Here is a 23377-nt window from a genome sequence, read left to right as displayed (position 1 = left end):
CCCTATGTAGTACAGGAGAAGTCGCTGTGGCTGAATAGCAACATGGTGCAGTTGCCGTATGCGGTTTTTAAGAGTTTATTATATATAGGACAAGCTCATCCATTATAAAAAACATATTTATTTGGAAAAATAGAGTTTATCTATTTCTTTCTAGTGGAAAAGAGTTGTATAAGTATTGTATAATAAATGTACAAATAAAAATGCATTGGAGGCTATAACGATGGCCAAAAAAATAATCGTCATCGGCGCAGGTCCCGGAGGCTTGGCCGCGGCAATGCTTCTTGCCAGTAAAGGGTACAAAGTAGAGGTATATGAGAAGCAATCATTTGTTGGCGGACGAAATGGTTCTGTCACGATGGATGGTTATACATTCGATATCGGGCCGACATTCTTGAGTATGCCGGAAATAGCCGAAGAATTATTTGAGGCATCAGGGAGAAATCTTCATGACTATGTAGATTTACAGGAACTTTCCATGATGTACGAACTCATTTTTAAAGATAAAAAAGTGCGGATGTTTAAGGATCCTGAAGCGTTGTCTCAGGAAATCGAACGGCACTACCCGGGGAATGCAGAAGGGTATACGCGTTTCATGAATGATACACGTAAAAAAATGGAGAGGTTAAAGCCGATTTTGCAAAGCCCGATGGACCGATATTATCAATATATCAGCTGGAAGGTTTTGAGGGCGCTTCCTCAATTATCCCTGGGTAAATCCTTATACAGTGTGTTGAGTGATTATTTTACAGAGCATGAGCTGCGTTTGGCGTTCACCTTCCAGTCTAAATACTTAGGAATGTCCCCTTGGGAGTGCCCGGGTGCATTCTCCATCCTGTCATTCATGGAGCATGAATACGGGGTCTTTCACCCGATCGGAGGCTTGAATCAACTATCGAAAGCCATGGCGAAAGTCGTGAAGGAACATGGCGGGTCGATCCATCTCGGTCAGGGTGTCGGGAAATTGTGGATCGAAGATGGTCACGTCGTGAAGGGAATCATGACGGAAGCCGGGGAGAAGATCGCAGCAGACGAAGTCATCATCAACGGGGATTTTGCTCATGTCATGAGCAACCTGGTGGACGAAGGAGTCTTAAAAAAATACAGTAAAGCAAAATTGAAAAAGAAAAAATATTCCTGTTCCACATTTATGATCTATCTGGGAATTGATAAGCAATATGATCTTCCGCACCACAGTATCGTGTTCGCAGAAGATTATAAGAGAAACGTCGAGGAAATAACGAAAACATATACTCTTTCGGAAGATCCCTCTATCTATATACAAAATGCATCAGTGACAGATCCGACACTTGCGCCCCCCGGGCATTCCACCTTATATATCCTTGCCCCGGTCCCGAATAATGTGAGTGGAATAGATTGGACAGAAAATGAACAAACCTTCCGGGACCTCGTACTGGATGCTGTTGAGCAAAAGACGGGCTTGGAAAACATCCGTGATCACATCATGGTCGAAAAAATCATCTCTCCCCATCATTGGGAGACCGACTTTAATATCTATGAAGGGGCGACCTTCAATCTTGGTCACCAATTGACACAGATGATGGCCCTCCGTCCCCATAATAAATTTGAAGAGTTGGAACATTGCTGGTTAGTCGGAGGGGGCACGCATCCGGGAAGCGGGCTGCCTACGATATTGGAATCGGCGAGGATCACGACCAATATGCTGATGAACGAAGATCCGTCTTACTCATTCACCAACGAACGGACGATGGAGGAAGCTTTATGAAAACAGCAATCGTAGGGTCTGGAATCGGTGGATTGATATCGGGATTGTTACTGGCGAAGGAGGGTCACGACGTCACGATCTATGAGAAAGAGGCGACGATCGGCGGGCGTCTTGCATTCGTTCAGGAAGGGGATTACAAAATTGATAAGGGGCCGACCATTGTCCTCCTGCCGGATATGCTCCTATCAATCCTCTCGGAGGCAGGCATCGACACGGACGAAATAGAATTTGTCCGTTGTGATCCCCTCTATGACGTCCATTTTGCAGATGGGCAGACATATACGAAGTATGCTGATATCGACAGGCAATATGAGGAAATCAAAGAAAAGTTCCCCGGGGATGAAGAAGGGTTTCTTCAATTCATGAATGATATGGATGAACGCTTTACCATCGGGAAACCGCAATTCCTTGAATCCTCCTTTCTGAAGCCGCGGGATTATCTTAACCGTCAAACGATGGGATCCCTGCTGAAGTTAAAGGCCTATCGAAATGTAATGGGGAACTTAAAGCATTATTTCCATCACGGGAAACTCCAGACGGCGTATGGTCTTCAAACACTTTACATCGGAGGGAATCCTTACACGACCCCGGCCATTTACAGCCTGGTATCCTTCAGTGAGCACAAACATGGTATTTACTATATCAAAGGCGGATATGCGGGTTTACTGGACCATGTCAAGAAGGCGTGCGACCGGAATGGCGTCACCATCAATACCTCCTCTCCTGTCTCTGAAATCGAAACGGCAGGTGGGAAAGCGACTCATATCGTCGTCGGTGACCGCAGGGAACCAATCGATTCAGTCATCATCAACGGGGATTTTCCCGCAGCATCAAAATTAGTAAAGAAGAAAGCACCTAAACCATATAAGCCTTCCTCAGGGTGCGTGCTTTTATATATGGGAGTCGATGGGGAATTTGAAGACAAGGAAATGCATCAATTTTATTTAAATGAAGATTTCTCTGCGAATATGGAGGATATTTTCAAGAATGAGAGAATTCCTAAGGAACCTTCATTTTATGTGTTTAATCCTACCAAGGTCGATTCTTCCCTTGCACCAGAGGGTAAGAGTGTCCTTTATGTCCTCATTCCGGTTCCTGTTTCGGATAAATTGGACTGGAAGGAAGCTTCAGAATTTCTTTCTAATCTCGTATTGGATAGAATGGAAGAAAGGGGATTCGAAGAGCTGAGAAAACGGATCACATGGATGAAGGTCCGGACGCCTGAAGAGGCAATGCAAGAAGGGCTATATTCAGGTGGCAGTTTCGGTATTGCGCCAAGTTTAGGACAGTCCGGTCCGTTCAGACCCCAGGTACAACCGTTTTCCGAGAAGAACATCTTTGCCGTCGGGGCTTCGATCCATCCAGGTGGAGGGGTACCGATTGTCATGCAGGGTGCGAAGCTCGTGGCCGAAGCCTTTAAAGAACAGTTCAAAACAGAATCAGAAAGGAAGGATGTGTCCTTACATGAACAGGATCTTGGAAGCATACGATCATTGTGAAAATATCATTAAACTTCATTCCAAAACGTTTTACAGAGCATTTTCGCTTTTACCGAAAGACCAGAAGAAGGCTGTCTGGGCTGTTTATGCATTTTGCCGGAGGGTAGATGATATCGTTGACGAGGGCACGAGCCCTTCTGAGGAATTACGCCAATTCGAGATGGAGTTCGAATCGTTTCTAAACGGTTATTATCGTCAGGATGAGCCGATATGGGTGGCATTGGATGATGTGTTTAACCGGTTCAACATGGATGTTCAGGCCTTCAGGGACATGATAAAGGGCCAAAGGATGGACCTTAGGGAAATGAACTACGTGAAAATGGCAGATGTCCTTGACTACTCCTATCACGTAGCAAGTACTGTAGGTTTAATGCTCCTGCCCATTCTTGCCCCCGGTAAAGAGCAGCAATTAAGGGAAGACGGCATCTATCTTGGGTATGCTATGCAGCTTACCAATATATTGAGAGATATCGGAGAGGATCTTGAGAGAGGAAGATTATATATCCCTCAGGATCTATTGGTGAAATATGAATATACCGTAACCGATTTAATGGACCATCGAGTCAACGAGGCCTTTCAATCCATATGGGAAGAAATGGCGGAGCTTGCCGAAGAATACTACGAAAAAGCCTTCCGTACGATGAACCTCTATCCAGTATATTCGAGAACGCCTGTAAAGGGCGCTGCCTTACTATACCGTGCGATTCTGGGTGAAGTGAGAAATAACCACTACAATGTTTTTTCCAAGAAGCACTTTGTATCAAAAGATGCAAAAGAGAAAATCATTTCGACCATATCCTAAATAAGCTCGTATGGAGGCTGTAAGGGAAGCCATCCATATGAGCTTATTTATGTTTTGGGATTCAGATTGCAAAAAAAGAGCCGCATCATGCAGCTCTTACTGGGATCAGATGGTGTTTCGCTGATTCATGTCGCTCACTTTCCCGGTACCGATCGAGTTCAAACGTTCGACCAGATCAGCTCCGAATGGGGAAGCGGAAGAGACGTTTGACTCAAGCACCGTATCCTTTAATTCATAAGCATTGGACCCGTGCTCTGTAAAATCAAGTCCTGAAAGCTCTTCTTCACGGGAAACACGAATGCTTGATACTCGTGTGACGATGTAAAGGAAACCTCCAACGGTGACGGACGTCCAGGCAATGACCGCCAACACCCCTAGGGCCTGAATGGCAAGCAAGGCTGCCCCGCCGCCATATAGTAACCCGTTTTGAACATCGAATAATCCTACAGCAACCGTTCCCCACACACCGCAAATTCCATGAACGGCGATGGCGCCGACTGGATCATCGACTTTCAATTTCGAATCGATGAACGTAACGGCCTCGACAAGGATGATTCCGGCGATCAGGCCGATGATGAGAGAGCCGGCCAGTGATACATTGGCACAGCCTGCCGTGATCCCGACAAGACCTCCAAGAGCACCGTTCAGTGTAAGGGATGGATCAATACGTTTGAAGCGGATCAACGTGTAAAACGCGGAAGAAAGAATGGCGGCAGATGCTGAGAACAACGTCGTCGTGATGACCTGAGGGACGAGGGTCGGATCGGCTGCCAGGCTGCTGCCTCCGTTAAATCCGAACCAGCCGAACCATAGAATGAATACGCCAAGTGCCCCGATCGGTATATTATGACCAGGAATGACATTCACTTTTCCTTTACTGTATTTACCTACGCGTGCCCCGAGGAATAGGACTGTGATGAAGGCACCGACAGCACCAGTCAGATGGACAACAGTAGAACCGGCGAAATCAACAAATCCGAGTTCTGAAAGCCATCCTCCTCCCCAGACCCAATGACCGACGATCGGATAGATGATTCCCGTCATGGCAACGGTCAGCAGGATATAGCTTTTAAGCTTCATTCGTTCTGCCACGGCACCGGAAATGATCGTTGCGCAAGTTGCGGCAAATACGGATTGGAATAAAAAGAAGCCGATATCTTCCCGTCCTGTAAGGAAAAAGCTATCCGTGCCGATGATTCCACCTGTTGTTCCACCGAACATGAAGCCGAAACCAACGATGAAATACAGAACGGATGCAATCGCGACGGTCAAGAAGTTTTTCATTAAGATATTGAGTGAGTTTTTCGCTCGGGTGAATCCTGTTTCGACCATGGCGAATCCTGCATGCATGAAGAATACAAGTACAGCTGCGATCATGACCCAAAGGGAGTCAACGGAAGCTTGAACAGATTCCGCCGTAGGAGCGGCTGCGAATGCGTGAGTGCTCACGAACAATGACAGAAGTAATAAAGCAGAAATTTTTTTAATCAATGATATCCCTCCAAAATTGGTATGGCCGTGACGGTTGGAATGAATCTATGGACTGTTCAACTATAGTACTGCTTTTTTTCCTCTTTCACCTGTCCGAATTCGAATGACATCCTCAACAGGATAGATGAAGATCTTTCCGTCTCCCACGGTCTCAGTACTGCAATGCTCAACGATGAGGTCGATGATATCTTCCACCTGCCCATCGTCCACAATCATTTCCACTTTGATGCGCGGGACCAATTGAAGTTCGAATTTGTTCCCCCTGAAGATTCCTTGTTTTCCTTTTTGTTTCCCGCAGCCTGCTGCTTCGGATACAGTCAGGCCGCTGAAGCCGCGCAGGCACAATGCTTCCCGTAAAGATAAAAATGCTTCTGCCCGGATGATCGCTTCTACTTTTTTCATGGATGTTTCCTCCTTTTATTTTTCAGTCTTTCGATAAAACGCTTCTTTGATGTTAGAAAATGTAACATGAATTAGTTATATTATTTATCATATTCAGAAAATAATAAAAGTTCAAGTGTTAATTTGCATTGAAAGCGTTTTTATGTAAAAAAAGTTAACATTAATTAAAAATGGGCTTTCTCACAACATAAAAAAAGAGCCAGCTCATCGTTTGAGCTGACTGCTTGTTTGCGGGAGGGCCGTCCCTCTATATGGCGCTTTCGTCACGTTGGGTGAATCGTTTGTGGATCCAGGCTTTGGAGCGCCAGCGTTTGAGCATGATGATGCCTCGCAGCCATTCGTCGGCTATGAATGATATCCAGATTCCGACGAGCCCAAGCCCAAACCAGATGCCGAGTATATAGGAGAGGGTGACGCTCACTCCCCACATGGATAAGATCCCCATATACACAGGGAAGCGTACATCTCCCGCGGCTCTGAGCGAATTGATGACAACAAGGTTGAAGCTTCTTCCCGGCTCAAGAATGATGGTAAGGTAGATCAGCGTCTTGCCCAGGGAGATGATTTCCTCGTTGCTTGTAAAGATGCGGAGAAGCGGTTCTGCTGCAACGGAGAAGATCCCTGCCATGATGAGAGAGATGATAATGGCGATCTTTAAGCTTTTCAAGCACCGTTCATAAGCACTGTCAAATTCTCTTGCTCCAATCATGTGGCCGATGAGGATCTGCGTTCCCTGGCTGATGGCGACGCTGAACAAGAAAATGAACATCATCAGATTCTGTGCATACACCTTTGTCGTCAGTGCGTTCGTGCCGATACTTGCAATGAAGTAGGTTATGACCATTTGGGAACCGTTGTAGGATAGATGCTCTCCTGCCGAGGGGATCCCGATGCGCAACAAATTTTTCACGTGGGAAACGGGCAGCCGGAATAATCTCCTGATTGGAAGAGCATCAGGAATTCGTTTCCATATCACGATCATGCTTACGATGAATCCGATCAGCCTTGAGGCGATGGTGGATATGGCCACCCCTTCCACACCTAGTACAGGGATGCCGAAGGGTCCGAAAATAAATAAGTAGTTTCCGATTACATTGATGATATTCATCCCGATGGTGATATACATGGCATCCTTCGTATACCCGTAGCTTCTCATGATCGCTCCTGCCGTCATGATCAGTGCCTGTATGAAAGCGAAGCCCCCTACGATTTTTAAATAAGAAGAAGCTTCATTCATAAGGGAAGGAGGAAGATCCATCGATAATAGGATCGGTTTGCTGAAAAACACAAGGGCGATACTCAGGAAGAGACCGAATAGAAGATTGACCGCAATGGAAACGATGGAGACTTCCTCGGCCAACCGATTCTCATCTGCCCCTAAATGCTGAGCTACGAGGATGGCTGTTCCCGTCGCCACAAACCCGAACATAACGATGATGAGAGAAAGGATCTGGTTGGATACCCCGACCGCTGCAACCGAGTCATCCGAGTATTGACTGAGCATCAGCGTATCGGCATTGCCCATCAGCATATGAAGAAAGATTTCAATAAAAATCGGCCAAGTCAAGGCGAAGAGGGTCATATTCTTTTGGTGCTTACTCATAGGGTTTCTCCTTTATCAGGCCAACGCTCGGCCAGTCTTCTTAAACAGATAAGGGGACTAACCACTTAAGGTATAGTCCCGTATTTTTTAAATGTACTTCATTAAAATTGTAGAATGGCAAAATCATAACCTTCCAGCGCCACCTCGATGGAGTCTGCTTCGGCGGCAAATTCCTCGCCACTCCACAGATTCGTGATTTTCTTCCCTTTTAATTCAAACGGCAGTGAGTAGGTGGTCGATTCTTCGCTGCAGTTTAATAGCACGATGATCGTTTCCTCTCCGTCAGACTTAGTAAAGGAGAGACAATGTTCATGCAGGTCGCCTGGTAAGAAGGAGAGATTCCCCTCATTCCTTAATAATGGGTACTGCTTTCTGAGTGAGATATGCTTCCTGATATGCTCGAAAAGATCTTCGTTGTGCTCCTCTTCCTCCCATGGGAAGCACTTCCTGCATCCGGGATCCTGTTCTCCTGTCAGGCCGATTTCATCTCCGTAATAAATGCAAGGTGTGCCTGTGAACGTGAGCATGAAGGTGTAAATTTGTTTAGCGCGACGGATATCTTCACCGCATTCAGTCAACACTCGGGGTGTATCGTGGCTTCCTACAAGATTGAAATTCACTTCATTGACATTTTTCGGATACATATGGACGACAGACGTCATATTTTCAACGAATTGGGACGCCGTGATGGTTTGATTGGCGAACAGATTCAAAAGGTTGGTGGTGAATGGGTAGTTCATGACCGCATCGAACTGGTCTCCTCTTAGCCACGGCATGGAATCATGCCAGATTTCTCCGAGGATATACAGGTCAGGTTTAATGCGCTTCACCTCTTTCCTGAATTCACGCCAGAAATGATGGTCGACCTCGTTGGCAACATCCAGGCGCCATCCGTCGATATCAAATTCTTTTACCCAATAGCGCCCAACCTCTAGGAGATAATTCCTTACCTCTTCATTTTCTGTATTCAGCTTCGGCATGGAGGGCTCGAAGGCAAAGGTATCGTAATTAGGCGGCTTGCTTTCGATATCGAGAGGGAACTCATGCACATGGAACCAGTTATGATAAGGTGATTTTTCCCCTTTTTCAAGCACATCCTGGAACTGGTCGAAGTAGAATCCACTATGATTGAACACCGCATCCAACATCACCTTGATTCCATTCTCATGACAGACCTTGATCAATTCCTTTAATGTCTCTTTCGTGCCAAACTGTGGATCGATCTCGAAATAATCGATGGTGTCATATTTGTGATTGGAATGGGCTTTAAAGATAGGTGTGAAATAGATTCCTGAAATCCCCAGTTCTTTCAGATAAGAAATGTTTTGAATCACACCGTCCAGGTCTCCCCCGAAGAAGTTGGTAGGGGTCGGATCTGCACTATTCCATGGGAGAGTCCCTTCAGGATCATTTTCAGTATTCCCGTTTGCGAAACGTTCCGGGAAGATTTGGTACCAAACTGTATCCTTCACCCATGAAGGGGGGGCGAAGACATCGATGGAGTTTAAAAACGGGAAACAGAAATAATCTCCTATATCAGCAGAAGGGGATTCATTGAACCCTTTTTCCCCATAGAATATTTCTTCCGATTCATCTTGGAGAAGAAACCCATACCGAAGACGCCTGAAAGGAGGGGAGATGGGCGCGAACCAATAATCAAACAGATGGTCGGTTCCGGTTAACACCATTTCCTTGCGATCGTACATCCAATTTCCGTCTTCCCATTGATAAGGGTCTCCATGCAGGAGAGTGACTTGGTCTACATCATTCTTCTTCGTGCGTAAACGTATGTGTAATTCATTCGTTGTGCAAGCGTATGCATAATTATCTTTCGGTCTATGATAAACAGCTTCCAGCAGCATTGTGGTTCCTCCTCGTTATGATTTCAATTAAAGAGTATTCCAAACAAGCGACTATGTCAATAAAACGAGGATAGAAGGGTGAAGCGTTTTCTTTTTTTCGCCTAACGATAAAAAATTTTCAAAAAAGTATTGTCAAAAGAATTATAGTTTGTATAATAAGAGTTAGGTTGTGCAATCGTTTTCACAAAAATATGTAAGCGATATCTTCTAGTCTAAGTCTCAGTTTATGCAAACGTTTGTTCAATCTAAAACAAGAAACAATAGTTTTTACCATACTTAGGAGGGGTCAATATGAAGAAAGCGTTATCATTATTGATGGTAATCATGCTTGTGTTAGGGGCGCTCGCTGCTTGTGGTCCAAACCGTGAAGAAGGATCGGGAAGCGACAGCGGAGAGAAAAAAGCGGACGATGCAAACAAACCTGAAAAACTAGTTGTCTGGGAAGATCAAGAGAAAACTGGATGGCTGGATGAAGTAGGTGCCAAGTTCGAAGAAGAAACTGGCATCAAAGTAGAAGTGAAAGAAGTCGAAATGGCTACTAAGATGAAAGAACAATTACGTTTGGACGGACCTGCTGGAACCGGTCCTGACGTATTGACATTACCACATGACCAAATCGGTGAGCTTGCTCTTGCAGGGCATATCGCTCCTTTAGAAGTCGAGTCGGAAGTGAAGGATCGATTCACTGAGTCTTCAATGTCGGCTGAGACATATGATGGGAAACTATATGGTCTTCCAAAATCTTCAGAAACGCCTGTATTCATCTACAACAAAGCGCTGATGGAAGAAGCACCAAAAACAATGGATGAAGTATACACATTCGCTAAAGATTTCACGAAAGACGGAAACTACGGTTTCTTGGCACTATGGGATAACTTCTATTTCGCACATGCACCGATCGGTGGATTCGGCGGATATGTATTTGGTGAAGAAAATGGATCTTTAGTACCTACAGACCTTGGCTTAAACAATGAAGGTGCTGTAAAAGGTACAGAATATATTCAAAACTGGTACACAGAAGGTTTATTCCCTAAAGGAATCATCGGGGAAAACGGAGGATCTGCACTTGACGGGCTATTCGGTGAAGGAAAAGTTGCTTCTGTCATGAACGGACCTTGGTCTTTCCAAGGATATAAAGATGCCGGTATCGACATCGGTATTGCTGCTATGCCTAAGCTTCCAAATGGAGAGCCGATGAAGACATTCATGGGTGTGAAAGGCTGGCACGTGTCAGGCTACTCTAAAAATAAAGAGTGGGCTCAAAAATTCATCGAATTCATCACTCAAGACGAGTATGCGAAATTACGCTTTGAACAAACACAAGAAGTTCCAACTAACCAAGGTCTGATCGACGATCCTGCGATCGCTGACAACCCTGGTGCAAAAGCGGTTGCCGAGCAATCTCAATTTGCGGTTCCAATGCCGAACATCCCTGAGATGGGAGAAGTTTGGGGACCAATGGCTGATTCACTTCAAACGGTTGTAACCGGTAAGCAAGAACCGAAAGCGGCTCTTGATGCAGCGGTTAAGCAAATCGAACAAAACATTGATGCGAATCATTCTAACTAATCCTAACCATAGCGGTACCTTCTCATCTTGAGAGGTACTGCTATCCTTTTAAAGACCCATTCAAGGGCTTTTTAAGGAAATAAAGATTTCTTTTCTTAAAAAGCTCTTGAAGCTTATTAAAATCGTGAACGTAGAAAGGGGAATATAGGATGGAGCAACAATCCTATCAATCAAAACATAGAAAAACAGCACTGGCCCTTTCCCTAATCCCTGGATTAGGTCAGATGTATCATAGACAGTTTCTAAAAGGCGGATTCTTCCTGATCATGACAGCCGCTTTTATCCTTGTCTTCAGAGATTTGATCGGCTACGGATTATGGGGGATCACAACACTTGGGACGGACGTCTCATACGGAGATCATTCCATTTTCTTAATGGTATACGGTATCCTTGCCATCATCGTATCTATTTTCGGAATCGGCTTTTATCTGTTTAATCTGCGGGACGCCTATAAAAACGGAGAAAAGAGGGACAGGGGAGAGAAGCTCAGCACGATCCGCGAGCAGTACAGAAATCTGATCGACAATGGGTTCCCGTATCTCATTATGTCTCCAGGGTTTTTACTACTCGTCTTCGTGGTCATCTTCCCGATCATCTTTGTGGTTTTACTGGCGTTTACAAACTATGATTTATATCACTCTCCACCGGCTAAATTGGTCGACTGGGTAGGGATTCAAAACTTTGTTGATATCTTCAAGATTGATATATGGAGAGAAACATTCATCACGGTACTCGCCTGGACACTCGTTTGGACATTTGGTGCGACAACGCTTCAAGTGGCGCTTGGTGTCTTCCTGGCGATACTGGTCAATCAAAAGGATTTAAAAGGAAAAGCCATCATTCGTACTGTGTTCATCCTGCCTTGGGCCATTCCGGCTTTCGTTTCCATACTCGTTTTCGCCGGTATGTTCAATGAATCATTCGGAACGATCAACAGGGACATCTTAGGTTTCTTCGGTATTGAAGGATTACCTTGGATGACTGAACCGATGTACACACGGCTTGCCCTGATTGGAATACAGGCCTGGCTTGGCTTCCCGTTCATCTTTGCCATGACAACGGGGGTGCTTCAATCCATTCCTGATGAACTGTATGAAGCAGCCACTGTAGACGGGGCATCAGCTTTCCAGAAGTTCAAGAACATCACCCTGCCGCTTGTCCTGTTTGCAACGGCACCGATCATCATTACGCAATATACGTTTAACTTTAATAACTTCAACGTGATTTACCTGTTCAATGGTGGTGGACCTGCCCTGACAGGACAAAATGCCGGCGGAACGGACATCCTGATCTCATGGATTTATAGTCTGACGATGACCTCCGCACAGTATTCGAAAGCTGCTGCCATCACATTGTTATTGTCCATCATCGTGATCACAGTAGCGATCTGGCAGTTCAAGAGAACGAAATCATTCCAAGAAGAGGATATGATGTAATATGAATATGAAGAGACAGAAACTCATACGTTTAACACTTTCATACGCAGCCATCGGAATCATGTTTGCCATCATCCTTTATCCGGTTGCATGGATCATCGGATCTTCATTCAACCCGGGTCAAAGTTTATCCGGTTCATCCATCATCCCGAAGAATGCAACCTTGGCCCATTACAAGGAACTATTCGATCTTGAGCAAAGTAATTATATGCTTTGGTATTGGAATTCATTGAAGGTCAGCTTATCTACGATGGTCCTTACGGTTTTACTGGTCAGTCTGACGGCTTATTCATTTTCACGTTACCGCTTTGCCGGTCGTAAAAATGGATTGATGACATTCCTGATCCTGCAAATGATTCCGAACTTTGCCGCATTGATCGCCATTTTCGTTTTAGCACTTCTAACAGGACTATTGGATACCCATATCGGATTGATCCTTGTATACGTAGGTGGTCAAATCCCTATGAATACATGGTTGATGAAAGGATATCTGGATACGATCCCGAAAGAGCTTGATGAATCAGCGAAAATGGACGGAGCAGGACATCTGCGGATTTTCTTCCAGATCGTCATGCCTCTTGCAAAACCGATCATTGCGGTTGTAGCACTGTTTTCATTCATTGCACCTTTCGCGGACTTTATTATTGCAAGCATCCTGTTGCGTTCAGAAAAAATGTACACATTACCGGTTGCCCTTTATGATATGGTGGCAAAACAATTCGGAGCCGAATTTACGACATTTGCTGCCGGATCTGTATTGATCGCAGTACCAATTGCTCTATTATTCCTGTTCTTCCAGAAATACTTCGTTTCAGGATTGACGGCAGGGGGTACAAAAGGATAATCTTATAGGCGTTACTAACAATTTTAGGAGGAGCGGAGATGAAAAGAAGAGTATTATCTCTCATTTTAGTCCCGTTTCTTCTTTTTTACGCCCTTCCGGTAGGAGCAGTTGAAAAAGAAGAACGAAAATGGCAGGATGAAACCATTTACTTTTTAATGGTCGATCGCTTTAATAATGGGGATATGAGCAATGATAAAAATGTAAACACAGAGGACCCGAAGGCCTATCAGGGCGGGGATTTCCAAGGCATCATCGATAAGCTGGATTATATTAAGGATATGGGATTCACCGCCATTTGGCTGACTCCGATCTTTGATAATCAACCCATGGGCTATCATGGTTACTGGATCACAGATTTTTATAAGACCGAAGAACATTTCGGCTCGATGAAAACATTCAAGAAGCTGGTGGACGAAGCCCACAAGCGTGATATGAAAATCATGCTGGATTTTGTGGTGAACCATGTCGGACCTGAGCATCCTTGGGTGAATGACCCGGATAAAGAGGATTGGTTCCATGACAAGCAGCCGATGAACTTTAATAATGAAGAAAGTCTTCAGAATGCTTGGTTATATGACCTTCCTGATTTAAATACAGAAAATCCCGAAGTGAAAAACTACCTCTTCGATGCTGCCAAATGGTGGATCAAAGAAACCGACATCGATGGGTATCGCCTTGACACAGTGCGTCATGTCCCTCAAGAGTTCTGGGACGAGTTCAGTGAAGAGGTGAAGTCGGTCAAGGATGACTTTTACCTGTTGGGAGAAGTGTTCGACCGTGATCCCCAAAAGATTGCTGCGTACAATGATGTAGGGATCGATGGTTTCGTCAATGTCCCTCAGGCAGAAGAAATGCGCACCGTCTTCCAAAAGCCGGATACCTCCATGGAACGATTGTTTAACTTTTGGAAATATAATGAAACCTATTATGATAACCCATATTTGATGGGATCTTTCATTGATAATCACGATATGGAACGATTTACGAGAATGATTGTTCAGGAGAAACTTTTCCCAGGAACAAGGTGGAAGCTTGCCCTGACGTATATGTACACGACACCCGGGATCCCAATCGTGTATTACGGCTCGGAAATAGCGATGGACGGGGGCAATGACCCGGACAACCGCCGCTTTATGAACTTCAGGGCGGATGAAGAACTGATTGATTATATCAGTCGATTAGGTGAACTTCGAAAGGAATATCCCGCACTGACCAGAGGGGATATCGAACCCATCTATAACAAAGATGGCATGGGGATCTTTAAACGAACGTCTAAGGATCAAACCATCGTCATTGCAATCAACAATACGAGCGAAACCCAAAATGTTCAATTAACAAGTGAAGATTTAGCGGAAAATCATGAATTAAAAGGCTTAATCAGTGATGATCTCGTCCGCAGTGATAAGGATGGAAATTATCGACTCGTCGTGGATCGTGAAGAAGCAGAGGTTTATATGCTTAAAAACAAGAGCGGCCTGAATTATCCTTACCTATTCGCCTTGGGAACGATGTATTTCCTATTCCTTCTCTTCCTTTATCTTGTATGGAAAAGGGGAAAAAGTAAGAAAAAACAAAAATAGCAGGGCCGTTAAGCCGCGCCCTGCAGCTATTTTTTTAAAAGAATTGGAAGCGTTTTAATCTAAAGGAAGAGAGCCCGCCTAAGAGGTTCGCTTTTTGAAAAAGAGGGGGTGGAATGAATGGCGGTCACCATAAAGGATGTTGCAAAGCTTGCAAACGTAGCGCCGTCTACAGTTTCGCGTGTGATAGCAAATAATCCAAGAATAAGCGAAAAAACAAAACAAAAAGTACGGGAAGCCATGGAGGAGCTGGGGTATCACCCTAATTTCATTGCAAGGAGTCTGGCAAACCAGTCCACTCAGGTGTTGGGGCTTGTTTTACCAGGTTCGGCCAGTACTTTTTCACAAAATCCATTCTTTCCTACAGTATTAAGAGGGTTAAGTGAAGGGGCACAGGAAAAACAGTATGCCCTCCAAATGTCTACGGGTCAATCCGAAGATGAAATATATGAAGGTGTCGTCCAAATGGTCCAAGGTGGACGGGTGGACGGGATCATCCTGCTTTACTCAAAGGTAGAAGATAAAGTGATGAACTACTTGAAGGATCGCAATTTCCCATTTGTCGTTGTCGGGAAGCCGTATAAATATTGTGAAGAAATCACACATGTGGATAATGACAACTACCGGGCGACGAAGGAAGTAACCGATTATCTTCTGGAGCTCGGTCATGAATGCATCGGCTTTATCGGTGGGGACCTGAATCTTGTGGTGACGGTCGAGCGTTTATTGGGTTACGAAAAATCCCTTCGCAATGCGGGAATCGATATGAAGGACGAATACATCATTCATGAAGAATTTCTTCGTGAAGGAGGCCGTGAAGCCATCAATGAGCTCATGCAGCTGGAAGATCCCCCGACTGCACTGGTTGTAGCCGATGACCTTATGGCGCTTGGTGTTTTGAACACACTGGATGAAATGGACATCCGTGTACCGGAAGACATATCCATTGTCAGCTTCAATAACGTACTGCTTGCTGAAATGTCCAGGCCACCACTTACGTCAGTGGACATCAACATATTTAATCTCGGGAATGAGGCAGCGAAAAGCCTGATCCAAAAGATTGAAAACCCGAAAGAGCCGATCAAGAGGATCATTGTGCCACATCAGCTGGTGAAAAGATGCTCCTGTAGTGAACGAAAAGTAAAATCATAATGAAAAGCGACTGATGCATACGATACGCCCCTGCTAAGGGGAATCATAAGCTTCAGTCGCTTTTTTGTTTTATCCGTTGATGACTGTACCGCCATTAATATGGATCATCTGTCCTGACACATAGCTCGAATCGTCGCTTGCGAGATACACATAGGCAGGCCCCAATTCAAATGGTTGCCCTGCCCGTCCAAGAGGTGTGTTCCCACCGAATTCAGCCACTTTTTGTGAACTGAAGGTTGACGGGATCAGAGGTGTCCAGATCGGTCCCGGAGCGACTCCGTTCACTCTGATGCCATCAGAAGCAATATTTTCTGCCAGTGAACGGGTGAAGCTGACAATGGCCCCCTTGGTAGAGGAGTAGTCGATGAGATCCTTATTGCCTTTATACGCTGTAATCGAAGCCGTATTAATGATCGAAGCTCCTTTTTTCAGGTGAGGCAGTGCGGCCCGGGTCAAGTAGAACATGGAGAATACATTCGTCTTGAAGGTACGCTCCAGCTGTTCGTCGCTAATATCCGTCAGGCCTTGTTGTGGATGCTGTTCAGCGGCGTTATTCACGAGTATATCAAGCTTGCCGAACTCGGATATCGTTTTACCCACGATATCTTTGCAAAATGTCGAACTTCCGACGTCACCTGGTAACAGGATGCATCTGACTCCTTCCGCTTCTACGAGTTCCTTCGTCTTATTGGCATCCTCATGCTCATCCAAGTATGAAATCGCCACATGGGCTCCTTCCCTTGCAAAGTACCAGGCAACCGAACGGCCGATCCCGCTGTCGCCACCGGTAATGAGAGCAACCTTCCCGTCTAACTTGCCACTGCCTTTATAGTTTTGATCCGTATGAATGGGTTGGGGGTTCATCTCATCCACCGTACCAGGCTGATGATCCTGATGCTGCGGCGGAAATGTTTGTTTCTGATTTTGTGGTTGAGACAATGAAAACACTCCTTTTAAGGTTTAGGTTATCTTAGGATAGTGTTTACCCGGAAAAAATAATTATTAACGTGTTTTTTGGTGAATTGGTTGATACCTTGATTCGAATGAGTAGGGGATGGTTGGAGTAGTCGGTTTAGAGGAGAATTCAGTCTGTTTAAGGATGAGATCCAGCCGAATTAGAGTGTAATCCAGCCGTTTTCATGAATAATCAGGCCAGAATCCCCTGAAATCCAGCCGAATTACAAATTTATCCATATCCTTATAGGCATAATTCCACTTCCACTCGCGGATCCTCATACAAATCCCCTTACACTAACACAACCGCATCCCAACCCCAAACCAAAACAGGCTCCTCCCAAGAGAAGCCTGCCTTCATTTATTCCTTATTCATGAGCCCTGCAGCTTTATATCCGATCATATTCAACAATCCTTTTGGTGAAGAAAAGGGAGGGGCGTAGCAGGTTTCGATTTCCTGGAGATCGATAATCGACAATCCACCGTAAATGGCGGTTGCCAGGGTATCGATTTGTTTGTCGACACCCTCGCCGCCTACCACATTACCTCCAAAGATCTTACCGGTTTTAGGACAAAAATGGACGCGTACATATACGTCTTGAGCCCCGGGATAGTAACCCGCATGGGATTTTCCTTCATGCACGGCCGTTTCATAGGCATATCCCTTTTCCTTTAACTCTTTCTCTCCCAGTCCCGTTGAAGCGATGGAAAGATCGAATACTTTGGCAATCGCGGTTCCAAGCATCCCCTTAAATGGGACGGGGTTTCCCGATAGATGCTTTGCGATGATGTAGGCTTGGCGGTGAGCCGGCCAGGCAAGGGGCACCTGCTTCGATGTGCCATCAATGAGATCGATGGACTCGACGACATCCCCTACCGCATAAATGGAGTCATCGTCCGTTAGCATGAACTTGTTACTTACGATCCCTCCTGACTCTCCAATCGATAATCCAGCTTGCTTTGCCAGTTGATTCCGGGGCTTCACCCCGACTGATAGAAGGATGAAGTCCGACTGAAACGTTTCACCGCTATCGAGCTTTAAGGTACACTCTGGCAACACTTCTTTCAGGCCGTCATTTGTATACAATGTAACGCCTTTCCCCGTGATATGGTCCTGTAGCGAAAGAGCGGTCTCTTCATCAATAATGCTGATGACATGATCCGATCGTTCGACGATATTCACGTTCATTCCGAGATGAGTGAAATTTTCAGCCATTTCGACCCCGATGAAGCCTCCCCCGATGATGGTGCAGCTTTTAGGCTTCGAGGTTTCTACAAACTGCTTGATTCTGTCCATGTCTTCAACGGTCCTGAGATGGAAGTGAGGGATTTGATCAAGACCAGGTATGTCAGGGAGAAAGGGGGATGCACCCGTTGCAATCACAAGATAGTCATATGCTTCTTCGTAATCCCGGTTTCGGTCATGGTCCCTTATCCGTAAAGATTTTTTCTCCCGCTCGATTTGTAGTGCTTCATGATGCATTCTGACATCGATATTTTTTTTCGTATGTAATTGTTCGGGAGTGGCGGCGAATAGGCTTTCCCGATCCTTGATCACATCTCCTAAATAATAAGGCATGCCGCATGCACCGTAGGATAAGTAGGAAGTTTTCTCGAGCAGGACAATCTCGATGTCGCTGTCGACCTTCCTGATCTGGGAGGCAGTCGTGGCTCCACCGCCGACAGCTCCTATGATGATGACTTTTTTCTTCATGTTTTTCCTCCTAAATAAAAGAAGTCCAATGGAGTTATTGTACCCAATAGACTTCTTTGAAAAACTGAATTAACGGAAGTTGACGTATTGTACATCAATGGAAAGATCGGCTTCACGGATGGCCGCGATGATCTTTTGAAGATCATCCTTACTTTTACCAGTGACACGGACCTGATCATCCTGAACCTGACTTTTTACTTTTACACCTGAATTCTTGATGATGGTGTTGATTTTCTTCGCATTTTCTTTATCGATGCCCTGGACAAGCTTCGCACGCTGACGGACCGTGCCGCCGGATGCACCTTCAAGTTTGCTGTAATCCAGATTCTTAACCGGGACGTTACGCTTGATAAGCTTGCTTAGGAGGACGTCCTTTAATTGATTCATTTTGAATTCATCATCCGAGACAAGGACAATTTCCTCACCATCTAACTTGATATCGCTCTTGCTTCCTTTGAAGTCGTAACGCGTTTGCACCTCTTTCAACGCAATTTGAATCGCGTTGCTCACTTCAGACATATCCACCTTGGATACGATGTCGAATGAACTTTCTTTTGCCATATGTAACCCCTCCATACTCTTTTCTCTTTTCATTATAGACAAGCTGTGATGGTACATACAACTTCTTTGGTTGGAAATGGGGAGGTTTTTTAGTATGTTTAGTACAAAAAAAGCACCGGTTCAAGTACAGAACCAGTGCATTCATCAGGTCCATCCCTTACAGATGATCCGTCTTTTTGGAGTATTGATTTTTTCCGGCTTTCCGGTTCACTTCTTTGATCTTATTTTTTTCCTGGCGCAGGGCATTGTTGTCTTTCGCCTTTTTTTCATTATCAGATGTATGTGGCATGGTGATTCTCCCTTCCATATTGGATATCCCTCTTAGTATGGGGAAGAGGAGGGGAGTTTATGAGCGCTGGTTTAAGAAAAATATGGCTAGAGTGCCTGTGCCTGTATGAGATCCTATGGCGCATCCAATAATACTGATGTATACATCTTTTGGTGAGAATTTTTCCTCGATGAGCTTTTTCATTTCAAGAGCAAGTTCTTCATCGTCACCATGACTGATGGCGATGACCTGGTCGGACAGGACTTCACCGCGCTCTTCCATTAGATCCAAAATGCGTTTAAGAAGCTTCTTTTTCCCGCGCAATTTCTCGATTGGAACAAGCTTTCCATCTTCGACATGCAGAAGGGGCTTGATATTCAGGAGCCCGCCAAGAAAGGCTGATGCTTTGGAGACCCTGCCGCCTTTGGCGAGGTATTCCAGGTCTTCCACGGTGAAGAGATGTTCCATGTGCTCTGCATGAAACCGGGACGCTTCGATGATTTCTTCCTTTGTTGCTCCGTCCTTCAGGAGTTCTGCCGCTTTCATGACGACTAACCCGTAACCAAGTGAAGCACATTTCGAGTCGATGATCGTCAGGTCAAGGTCAGGATGCTCCTCTTTTACCTGATCACGGATCATGACGGCCGTTTGATACGTCCCTGATAACTGGGAAGAGAAGGCAACGTATATGCCGGATTGATTCGATTCTGCGAGCTCTGTGAATTTTTTCAGGAATAGGTCCGGTGAGACTTGAGACGTCTTCGGCATATGTCCGTCCCTGATTTTATTGAATACGGTTTTCGGTTCAATGGTGATCAGGTCCTCGTAGTCGTGACCATCTATATGTACTTTAAGTGGCAAAAGCTCTATGTTGTGTTCTGTGAAATAGGCAGCAGGAAGGTCGCTTGCACTATCTGCAAATAATTTTACTGTCATTCTCATCATCCTTTGACTTATCTTATAGCTTTAGTCTAGCTATTTTCAGTGAAAATAACAATCGATAGAACAAGAATTTATCTTAAAAGCGTGAATAGTAAAGGTAGTTTAGTTAAGATGAGATGTGGAACATAGAAAATAACAACAAGATACGAGGAGGAATGTGTATGTCGAAAGATCATGTTCAGTTAGAAGCGAAGAAATTCATCGTAGTCCTTATCGGCTCGCTGTTAGGGGCCATCGCCATGAATTTCTTTCTTATTCCGGCAAATGTGTATGCGAGCGGCTTTACGGGACTTGCCCAGCTGCTGTCAAGCGTACTGAAGGAGTTTGCACCATTCAATATTTCAACGGGTATTTTATTATTCATCCTTAATATTCCGGTAACTATACTGGGGTGGCTGAAGGTTGGCCGTTCCTTTACTGTGTATAGCTTTATTTCGGTATTCCTGACTTCCTTTTTCCTGGAAGTGATTCCTGTTATTAAATTATCACCCGATATCCTGCTCAATGCGGTATTCGGTGGGGTCATCGCAGCTGTCGGCGTCGGAATCACCTTGAAATGGGGGGCCTCCACCGGCGGGATGGACATCATCGCCATGATCCTGTCCAGAATGAAGGATAAGCCTGTAGGATCTTATTTCTTCCTGATGAATGCGGTGATCATCACGTCTGCAGGATTTCTTTACGGCTGGGAAAAAGCCTTGTATACGTTAGTCACGTTATACGCTTCCACACGTGTCATCGACGCGATTCATACACGGCACGAGAAGCTGACAGCGATGATCGTCACCAAGAAATCGAATGAATTACGTGAAGCCATCCATTCAAAGCTGGTGAGGGGTATTACGACCTTACCGGCTAAAGGGGCATTCTCCGGTGAAGACAAGGAAATGCTGATCATCGTGATTTCACGCTATGAATTGTATGAGCTGGAACATACAATCAAGGATGTGGATCCTAATGCGTTCACCAATATCGTTCAGACAACCGGGATATTCGGGTTCTTTCGAAAAGACTAGATTCTCCTATTTAACAAATACTATAGGTGAACCTAGATAGAAAGGGGTATCACCTTGAAGGCCATCATGTATTTACTTACCGGTTCCATGTTGATTTTCAGTGCACCCGAAACTGCGGAAGCAACACTGCTTACAATAACAGCCAATCATCCTTTGCGGGGGGTTGAGACCGCTCCTCAGGAAAATCCTTCCTTCAGAAACGTGAAGGTAATGGAGGTCAAGGGGCGCTATACAGTCAGTGGACAAGCCCGGGTGTCCAGTGGATGTTTTTATTATTCAGTGGAGGACGGACATAGGGTGCTTCTGCAAGAAACATTCATGAAGGTGAATAAAGAAGCGCCTAACTGGACGGACTTTTCCATCATCCTTCCAGAGATGAAAGGGAGGAGCGGCAAACTCTTCCTCAATCTATATGAGCGGGATGATGGGGACGGGAAGATCATTCATCCATATGTCATCACCATTCCATGAAAAAACAGGGCTGTCCGGAAAGGGCAGCCCTGTTTTGATTTGATGCTGATTACGAAAGGCGGTTTAACTCATCTTGAAGAGCGTGGAGCTGCTTTTGTTCTTCAACATTTGAGTTAGCGTAAGCAGATGACAAAGCATTCTTCGCTTTATCAATGGACATTTGAGCGTTTTCTCCCGAACTTGCCTGTTTGGCTGAAGATACAGCACTCTTCGCCTGTTGAAATAATGGATTGCTCATTATTCCACTCCTCCTGATTCGTTGGAAGCAAGTTTTTTAGCCTCGGCTTCAGCATACGTAAGATGATACGGGATACGTTCGTCATGTTTTGATACAGCAATCTTACCTTGTTGTACAAATCGTTTTGATTTATTTCTACCCATCACTAACCACCCCTTTTGCAAGTTGGAACGCATGATGCGTTCCTTCCTAGTATGGCTGTCTAAGGGGGATTGTACAGTAAGAAGATATACCCACCATTCCCATCAATGCCTAGAACTAAAGGTCAAAGCGTTTTTGCAGGTAGCGGCCGATGCCGTCTTCTTCATTCGAAAGTGTCACTTCATTGGCAATGTCTTTCAATGGGTCAATGGCATTCCCCATCGCAACACCTGTTCCCGCGTAATCAAGCATTTCCAAATCGTTATCTTCATCTCCGAATGCGATGATCCGTTCTTGTGGGATATTTAAAGAGGAAGCCACACGTTCTATTCCCACTGCTTTGTTCAATCCTGTTTTAACAATTTCAATGATATGCCATGGAGCAGCCCACCTGCGATGATCAATCAATTCTGCATGAACATCATCTAAGTGTGCACGGATTTCAGCCACATCTTCTTCCTCCGCATGGATAAGCATGGATGTAGGATGATCGGTCAGTACGTTTCTAATATCACCTGTTGAAATGGAGGGGTTACCCATCATGAAGACATCGATGATCTTTTCATCATGATAATGGAGATAGACATCATCCATTACTTCAGCGACAATGTTGCGAAATGGAAAATCATCACATGCATCGATGATTTGTTTGGCCACTTTTAAATCCATCGGTTCATGGTACACACCCCATGATGAATCGGTTGGGTGGTGAACGAATGCTCCATTGAAGTTGACGATGGGAGTGGTCAACTGTAATTGTTGATAATACAATTCACTTGCACGGAACGGCCTCCCTGTTGCAATCATCACTTCATGCCCTTTATGGCGTGCTTTTTTTAATATATCGTGTGTTTTGGACGAGATTTTCTTCTCATCAGTTAATAGTGTTCCGTCCAGATCCAGAACAATCAGATGTTTTTCTTGTGAGTTCATGAATTCAAATCCCCAATCTTTGTGGTATTAAGGCTATTCCAGTGTAGCGTTACAGGGTGAAAATTGTCCATCTCCTGCTTATACATTTTAAGAAATGTTTACAAACGCTTTTGATTTAAATATTATACATCCTACCAAATCTAGGATATCATAGTAAA

The 23377-nt window shown here is 44.9% G+C and carries 22 protein-coding genes; 10 read left to right on the top strand and 12 right to left on the bottom strand.

Features of this window, described 5'->3' with window-relative positions:
* The first annotated feature begins 220 nt into the window (after positions 1-220).
* The 3 genes from CN378_RS14200 to CN378_RS14190 are packed head-to-tail and all read left to right on the top strand — an operon-like array spanning position 221 to position 4045.
* Entirely contained in the window at positions 221-1744 is a 1524-nt protein-coding gene (locus CN378_RS14200; RefSeq protein WP_098352953.1) for a phytoene desaturase family protein, read from the top strand.
* On the top strand, positions 1741-3243 hold the full coding sequence (locus CN378_RS14195) for a phytoene desaturase family protein (protein ID WP_098352951.1): 1503 nt from the start codon (positions 1741-1743) through the stop codon (positions 3241-3243). Before CN378_RS14200 ends, CN378_RS14195 begins: the two co-directional genes overlap by 4 nt.
* Positions 3209-4045, top strand: coding sequence for a phytoene/squalene synthase family protein (locus tag CN378_RS14190; protein WP_098352949.1), 837 nt, complete (start codon positions 3209-3211; stop codon positions 4043-4045). The genes CN378_RS14195 and CN378_RS14190 overlap by 35 nt, the downstream gene beginning before the upstream one ends.
* Positions 4046-4150: 105 nt before the next feature.
* Here CN378_RS14190 and CN378_RS14185 read toward each other — a convergent pair whose 3' ends face one another.
* The 4 genes from CN378_RS14185 to CN378_RS14170 form a co-directional block, all read right to left on the bottom strand.
* A complete protein-coding gene (locus tag CN378_RS14185) occupies positions 4151-5536 on the bottom strand; it encodes an ammonium transporter (protein ID WP_098352947.1) in 1386 nt (461 codons plus the stop codon).
* 60 nt (positions 5537-5596) lie between these two features.
* Positions 5597-5938, bottom strand: a complete 342-nt coding sequence (locus CN378_RS14180; protein WP_098352945.1) for a P-II family nitrogen regulator — start codon at positions 5936-5938, stop codon at positions 5597-5599.
* A 247-nt stretch (positions 5939-6185) separates the two neighbouring features.
* Positions 6186-7541, bottom strand: a complete 1356-nt coding sequence (locus tag CN378_RS14175) for an MATE family efflux transporter (RefSeq protein WP_098352943.1) — start codon at positions 7539-7541, stop codon at positions 6186-6188.
* Positions 7542-7642: 101 nt separating this feature from the next.
* Positions 7643-9403 (bottom strand): alpha-glycosidase, encoded by a 1761-nt coding sequence (locus CN378_RS14170; protein ID WP_098352941.1) that lies wholly within the window; start codon positions 9401-9403, stop codon positions 7643-7645.
* A gap of 291 nt (positions 9404-9694) precedes the next feature.
* Between CN378_RS14170 and CN378_RS14165 the strand changes: the two genes are divergently transcribed.
* From CN378_RS14165 to CN378_RS14145, 5 genes are all read left to right on the top strand, one after another.
* The gene (locus tag CN378_RS14165; RefSeq protein WP_098352939.1) at positions 9695-10972 is read left to right on the top strand and encodes an extracellular solute-binding protein; all 1278 of its coding nucleotides are present in this window, start codon (positions 9695-9697) and stop codon (positions 10970-10972) included.
* A gap of 149 nt (positions 10973-11121) precedes the next feature.
* On the top strand, positions 11122-12408 hold the full coding sequence (locus CN378_RS14160) for a carbohydrate ABC transporter permease (protein WP_098352937.1): 1287 nt from the start codon (positions 11122-11124) through the stop codon (positions 12406-12408).
* Between the two features lies 1 nt (position 12409).
* The gene (locus CN378_RS14155; protein WP_098352935.1) at positions 12410-13252 is read left to right on the top strand and encodes a sugar ABC transporter permease; all 843 of its coding nucleotides are present in this window, start codon (positions 12410-12412) and stop codon (positions 13250-13252) included.
* Between the two features lie 38 nt (positions 13253-13290).
* Positions 13291-14832: an alpha-amylase family glycosyl hydrolase gene (locus tag CN378_RS14150; protein WP_098352933.1), complete on the top strand. Its 1542-nt coding sequence runs from the start codon at positions 13291-13293 to the stop codon at positions 14830-14832.
* Positions 14833-14949: 117 nt separating this feature from the next.
* Positions 14950-15981 (top strand): LacI family DNA-binding transcriptional regulator, encoded by a 1032-nt coding sequence (locus tag CN378_RS14145; protein WP_098352931.1) that lies wholly within the window; start codon positions 14950-14952, stop codon positions 15979-15981.
* Between the two features lie 69 nt (positions 15982-16050).
* Here CN378_RS14145 and CN378_RS14140 read toward each other — a convergent pair whose 3' ends face one another.
* The 5 genes from CN378_RS14140 to CN378_RS14120 form a co-directional block, all read right to left on the bottom strand.
* Entirely contained in the window at positions 16051-16920 is an 870-nt protein-coding gene (locus CN378_RS14140; RefSeq protein WP_098352929.1) for an SDR family oxidoreductase, read from the bottom strand.
* Positions 16921-17296: 376 nt separating this feature from the next.
* The gene (locus CN378_RS14135) at positions 17297-18649 is read right to left on the bottom strand and encodes a CoA-disulfide reductase (RefSeq protein ID WP_098352927.1); all 1353 of its coding nucleotides are present in this window, start codon (positions 18647-18649) and stop codon (positions 17297-17299) included.
* Between the two features lie 69 nt (positions 18650-18718).
* On the bottom strand, positions 18719-19210 hold the full coding sequence (locus CN378_RS14130; protein ID WP_044337711.1) for a YajQ family cyclic di-GMP-binding protein: 492 nt from the start codon (positions 19208-19210) through the stop codon (positions 18719-18721).
* Between the two features lie 157 nt (positions 19211-19367).
* Positions 19368-19499 carry a DUF3941 domain-containing protein gene (locus CN378_RS14125; protein WP_098353057.1) on the bottom strand — a complete coding sequence of 44 codons (132 nt, stop codon included), beginning with the start codon at positions 19497-19499 and terminating at the stop codon, positions 19368-19370.
* Positions 19500-19556: 57 nt separating this feature from the next.
* Positions 19557-20414, bottom strand: a complete 858-nt coding sequence (locus CN378_RS14120) for a DegV family protein (protein WP_098352925.1) — start codon at positions 20412-20414, stop codon at positions 19557-19559.
* Positions 20415-20581: 167 nt separating this feature from the next.
* Between CN378_RS14120 and CN378_RS14115 the strand changes: the two genes are divergently transcribed.
* Together CN378_RS14115 and CN378_RS14110 are read left to right on the top strand one after the other, a co-directional pair.
* Positions 20582-21436 (top strand): YitT family protein, encoded by an 855-nt coding sequence (locus CN378_RS14115; RefSeq protein WP_098352923.1) that lies wholly within the window; start codon positions 20582-20584, stop codon positions 21434-21436.
* 54 nt (positions 21437-21490) lie between these two features.
* Complete coding sequence (locus CN378_RS14110; RefSeq protein WP_179884929.1) at positions 21491-21907, top strand: Gmad2 immunoglobulin-like domain-containing protein; 417 nt, start codon at positions 21491-21493, stop codon at positions 21905-21907.
* A 49-nt stretch (positions 21908-21956) separates the two neighbouring features.
* Here CN378_RS14110 and CN378_RS14105 read toward each other — a convergent pair whose 3' ends face one another.
* The 3 genes from CN378_RS14105 to CN378_RS14100 form a co-directional block, all read right to left on the bottom strand.
* Complete coding sequence (locus CN378_RS14105) at positions 21957-22145, bottom strand: DUF3813 domain-containing protein (RefSeq protein WP_098352921.1); 189 nt, start codon at positions 22143-22145, stop codon at positions 21957-21959.
* Positions 22145-22288, bottom strand: coding sequence for a hypothetical protein (locus tag CN378_RS22675; RefSeq protein WP_179884928.1), 144 nt, complete (start codon positions 22286-22288; stop codon positions 22145-22147). The genes CN378_RS14105 and CN378_RS22675 overlap by 1 nt, the downstream gene beginning before the upstream one ends.
* A 115-nt stretch (positions 22289-22403) precedes the next feature.
* Positions 22404-23219 carry a Cof-type HAD-IIB family hydrolase gene (locus CN378_RS14100; protein ID WP_098352919.1) on the bottom strand — a complete coding sequence of 272 codons (816 nt, stop codon included), beginning with the start codon at positions 23217-23219 and terminating at the stop codon, positions 22404-22406.
* Between the last annotated feature and the right edge of the window lie 158 nt (positions 23220-23377).

Origin of the sequence: Bacillus sp. AFS015802, from assembly GCF_002561455.1 — a bacterium.
Lineage (GTDB): Bacteria > Bacillota > Bacilli > Bacillales > Bacillaceae_B > Rossellomorea.
The sequence above is the reverse complement of the archived record's forward strand: the minus strand, read 5'-3'. Positions and strand labels throughout refer to the sequence as shown.

Excerpts from the sequence above, each read along its gene's own strand:
- CN378_RS14200 (WP_098352953.1), top strand. The coding sequence starts at position 221 with ATGGCCAAAAAAATAATCGTCATCGGCGCAGGTCCCGGAGGCTTGGCC.
- CN378_RS14195 (WP_098352951.1), top strand. The coding sequence starts at position 1,741 with ATGAAAACAGCAATCGTAGGGTCTGGAATCGGTGGATTGATATCGGGA.
- CN378_RS14190 (WP_098352949.1), top strand. The coding sequence starts at position 3,209 with ATGAACAGGATCTTGGAAGCATACGATCATTGTGAAAATATCATTAAA.
- CN378_RS14180 (WP_098352945.1), bottom strand. The coding sequence starts at position 5,938 with ATGAAAAAAGTAGAAGCGATCATCCGGGCAGAAGCATTTTTATCTTTA.
- CN378_RS14175 (WP_098352943.1), bottom strand. The coding sequence starts at position 7,541 with ATGAGTAAGCACCAAAAGAATATGACCCTCTTCGCCTTGACTTGGCCG.
- CN378_RS14170 (WP_098352941.1), bottom strand. The coding sequence starts at position 9,403 with ATGCTGCTGGAAGCTGTTTATCATAGACCGAAAGATAATTATGCATAC.
- CN378_RS14165 (WP_098352939.1), top strand. The coding sequence starts at position 9,695 with ATGAAGAAAGCGTTATCATTATTGATGGTAATCATGCTTGTGTTAGGG.
- CN378_RS14160 (WP_098352937.1), top strand. The coding sequence starts at position 11,122 with ATGGAGCAACAATCCTATCAATCAAAACATAGAAAAACAGCACTGGCC.
- CN378_RS14155 (WP_098352935.1), top strand. The coding sequence starts at position 12,410 with ATGAATATGAAGAGACAGAAACTCATACGTTTAACACTTTCATACGCA.
- CN378_RS14150 (WP_098352933.1), top strand. The coding sequence starts at position 13,291 with ATGAAAAGAAGAGTATTATCTCTCATTTTAGTCCCGTTTCTTCTTTTT.
- CN378_RS14145 (WP_098352931.1), top strand. The coding sequence starts at position 14,950 with ATGGCGGTCACCATAAAGGATGTTGCAAAGCTTGCAAACGTAGCGCCG.
- CN378_RS14135 (WP_098352927.1), bottom strand. The coding sequence starts at position 18,649 with ATGAAGAAAAAAGTCATCATCATAGGAGCTGTCGGCGGTGGAGCCACG.
- CN378_RS14130 (WP_044337711.1), bottom strand. The coding sequence starts at position 19,210 with ATGGCAAAAGAAAGTTCATTCGACATCGTATCCAAGGTGGATATGTCT.
- CN378_RS14125 (WP_098353057.1), bottom strand. The coding sequence starts at position 19,499 with ATGCCACATACATCTGATAATGAAAAAAAGGCGAAAGACAACAATGCC.
- CN378_RS14120 (WP_098352925.1), bottom strand. The coding sequence starts at position 20,414 with ATGACAGTAAAATTATTTGCAGATAGTGCAAGCGACCTTCCTGCTGCC.
- CN378_RS14115 (WP_098352923.1), top strand. The coding sequence starts at position 20,582 with ATGTCGAAAGATCATGTTCAGTTAGAAGCGAAGAAATTCATCGTAGTC.
- CN378_RS14105 (WP_098352921.1), bottom strand. The coding sequence starts at position 22,145 with ATGAGCAATCCATTATTTCAACAGGCGAAGAGTGCTGTATCTTCAGCC.
- CN378_RS22675 (WP_179884928.1), bottom strand. The coding sequence starts at position 22,288 with ATGGGTAGAAATAAATCAAAACGATTTGTACAACAAGGTAAGATTGCT.
- CN378_RS14100 (WP_098352919.1), bottom strand. The coding sequence starts at position 23,219 with ATGAACTCACAAGAAAAACATCTGATTGTTCTGGATCTGGACGGAACA.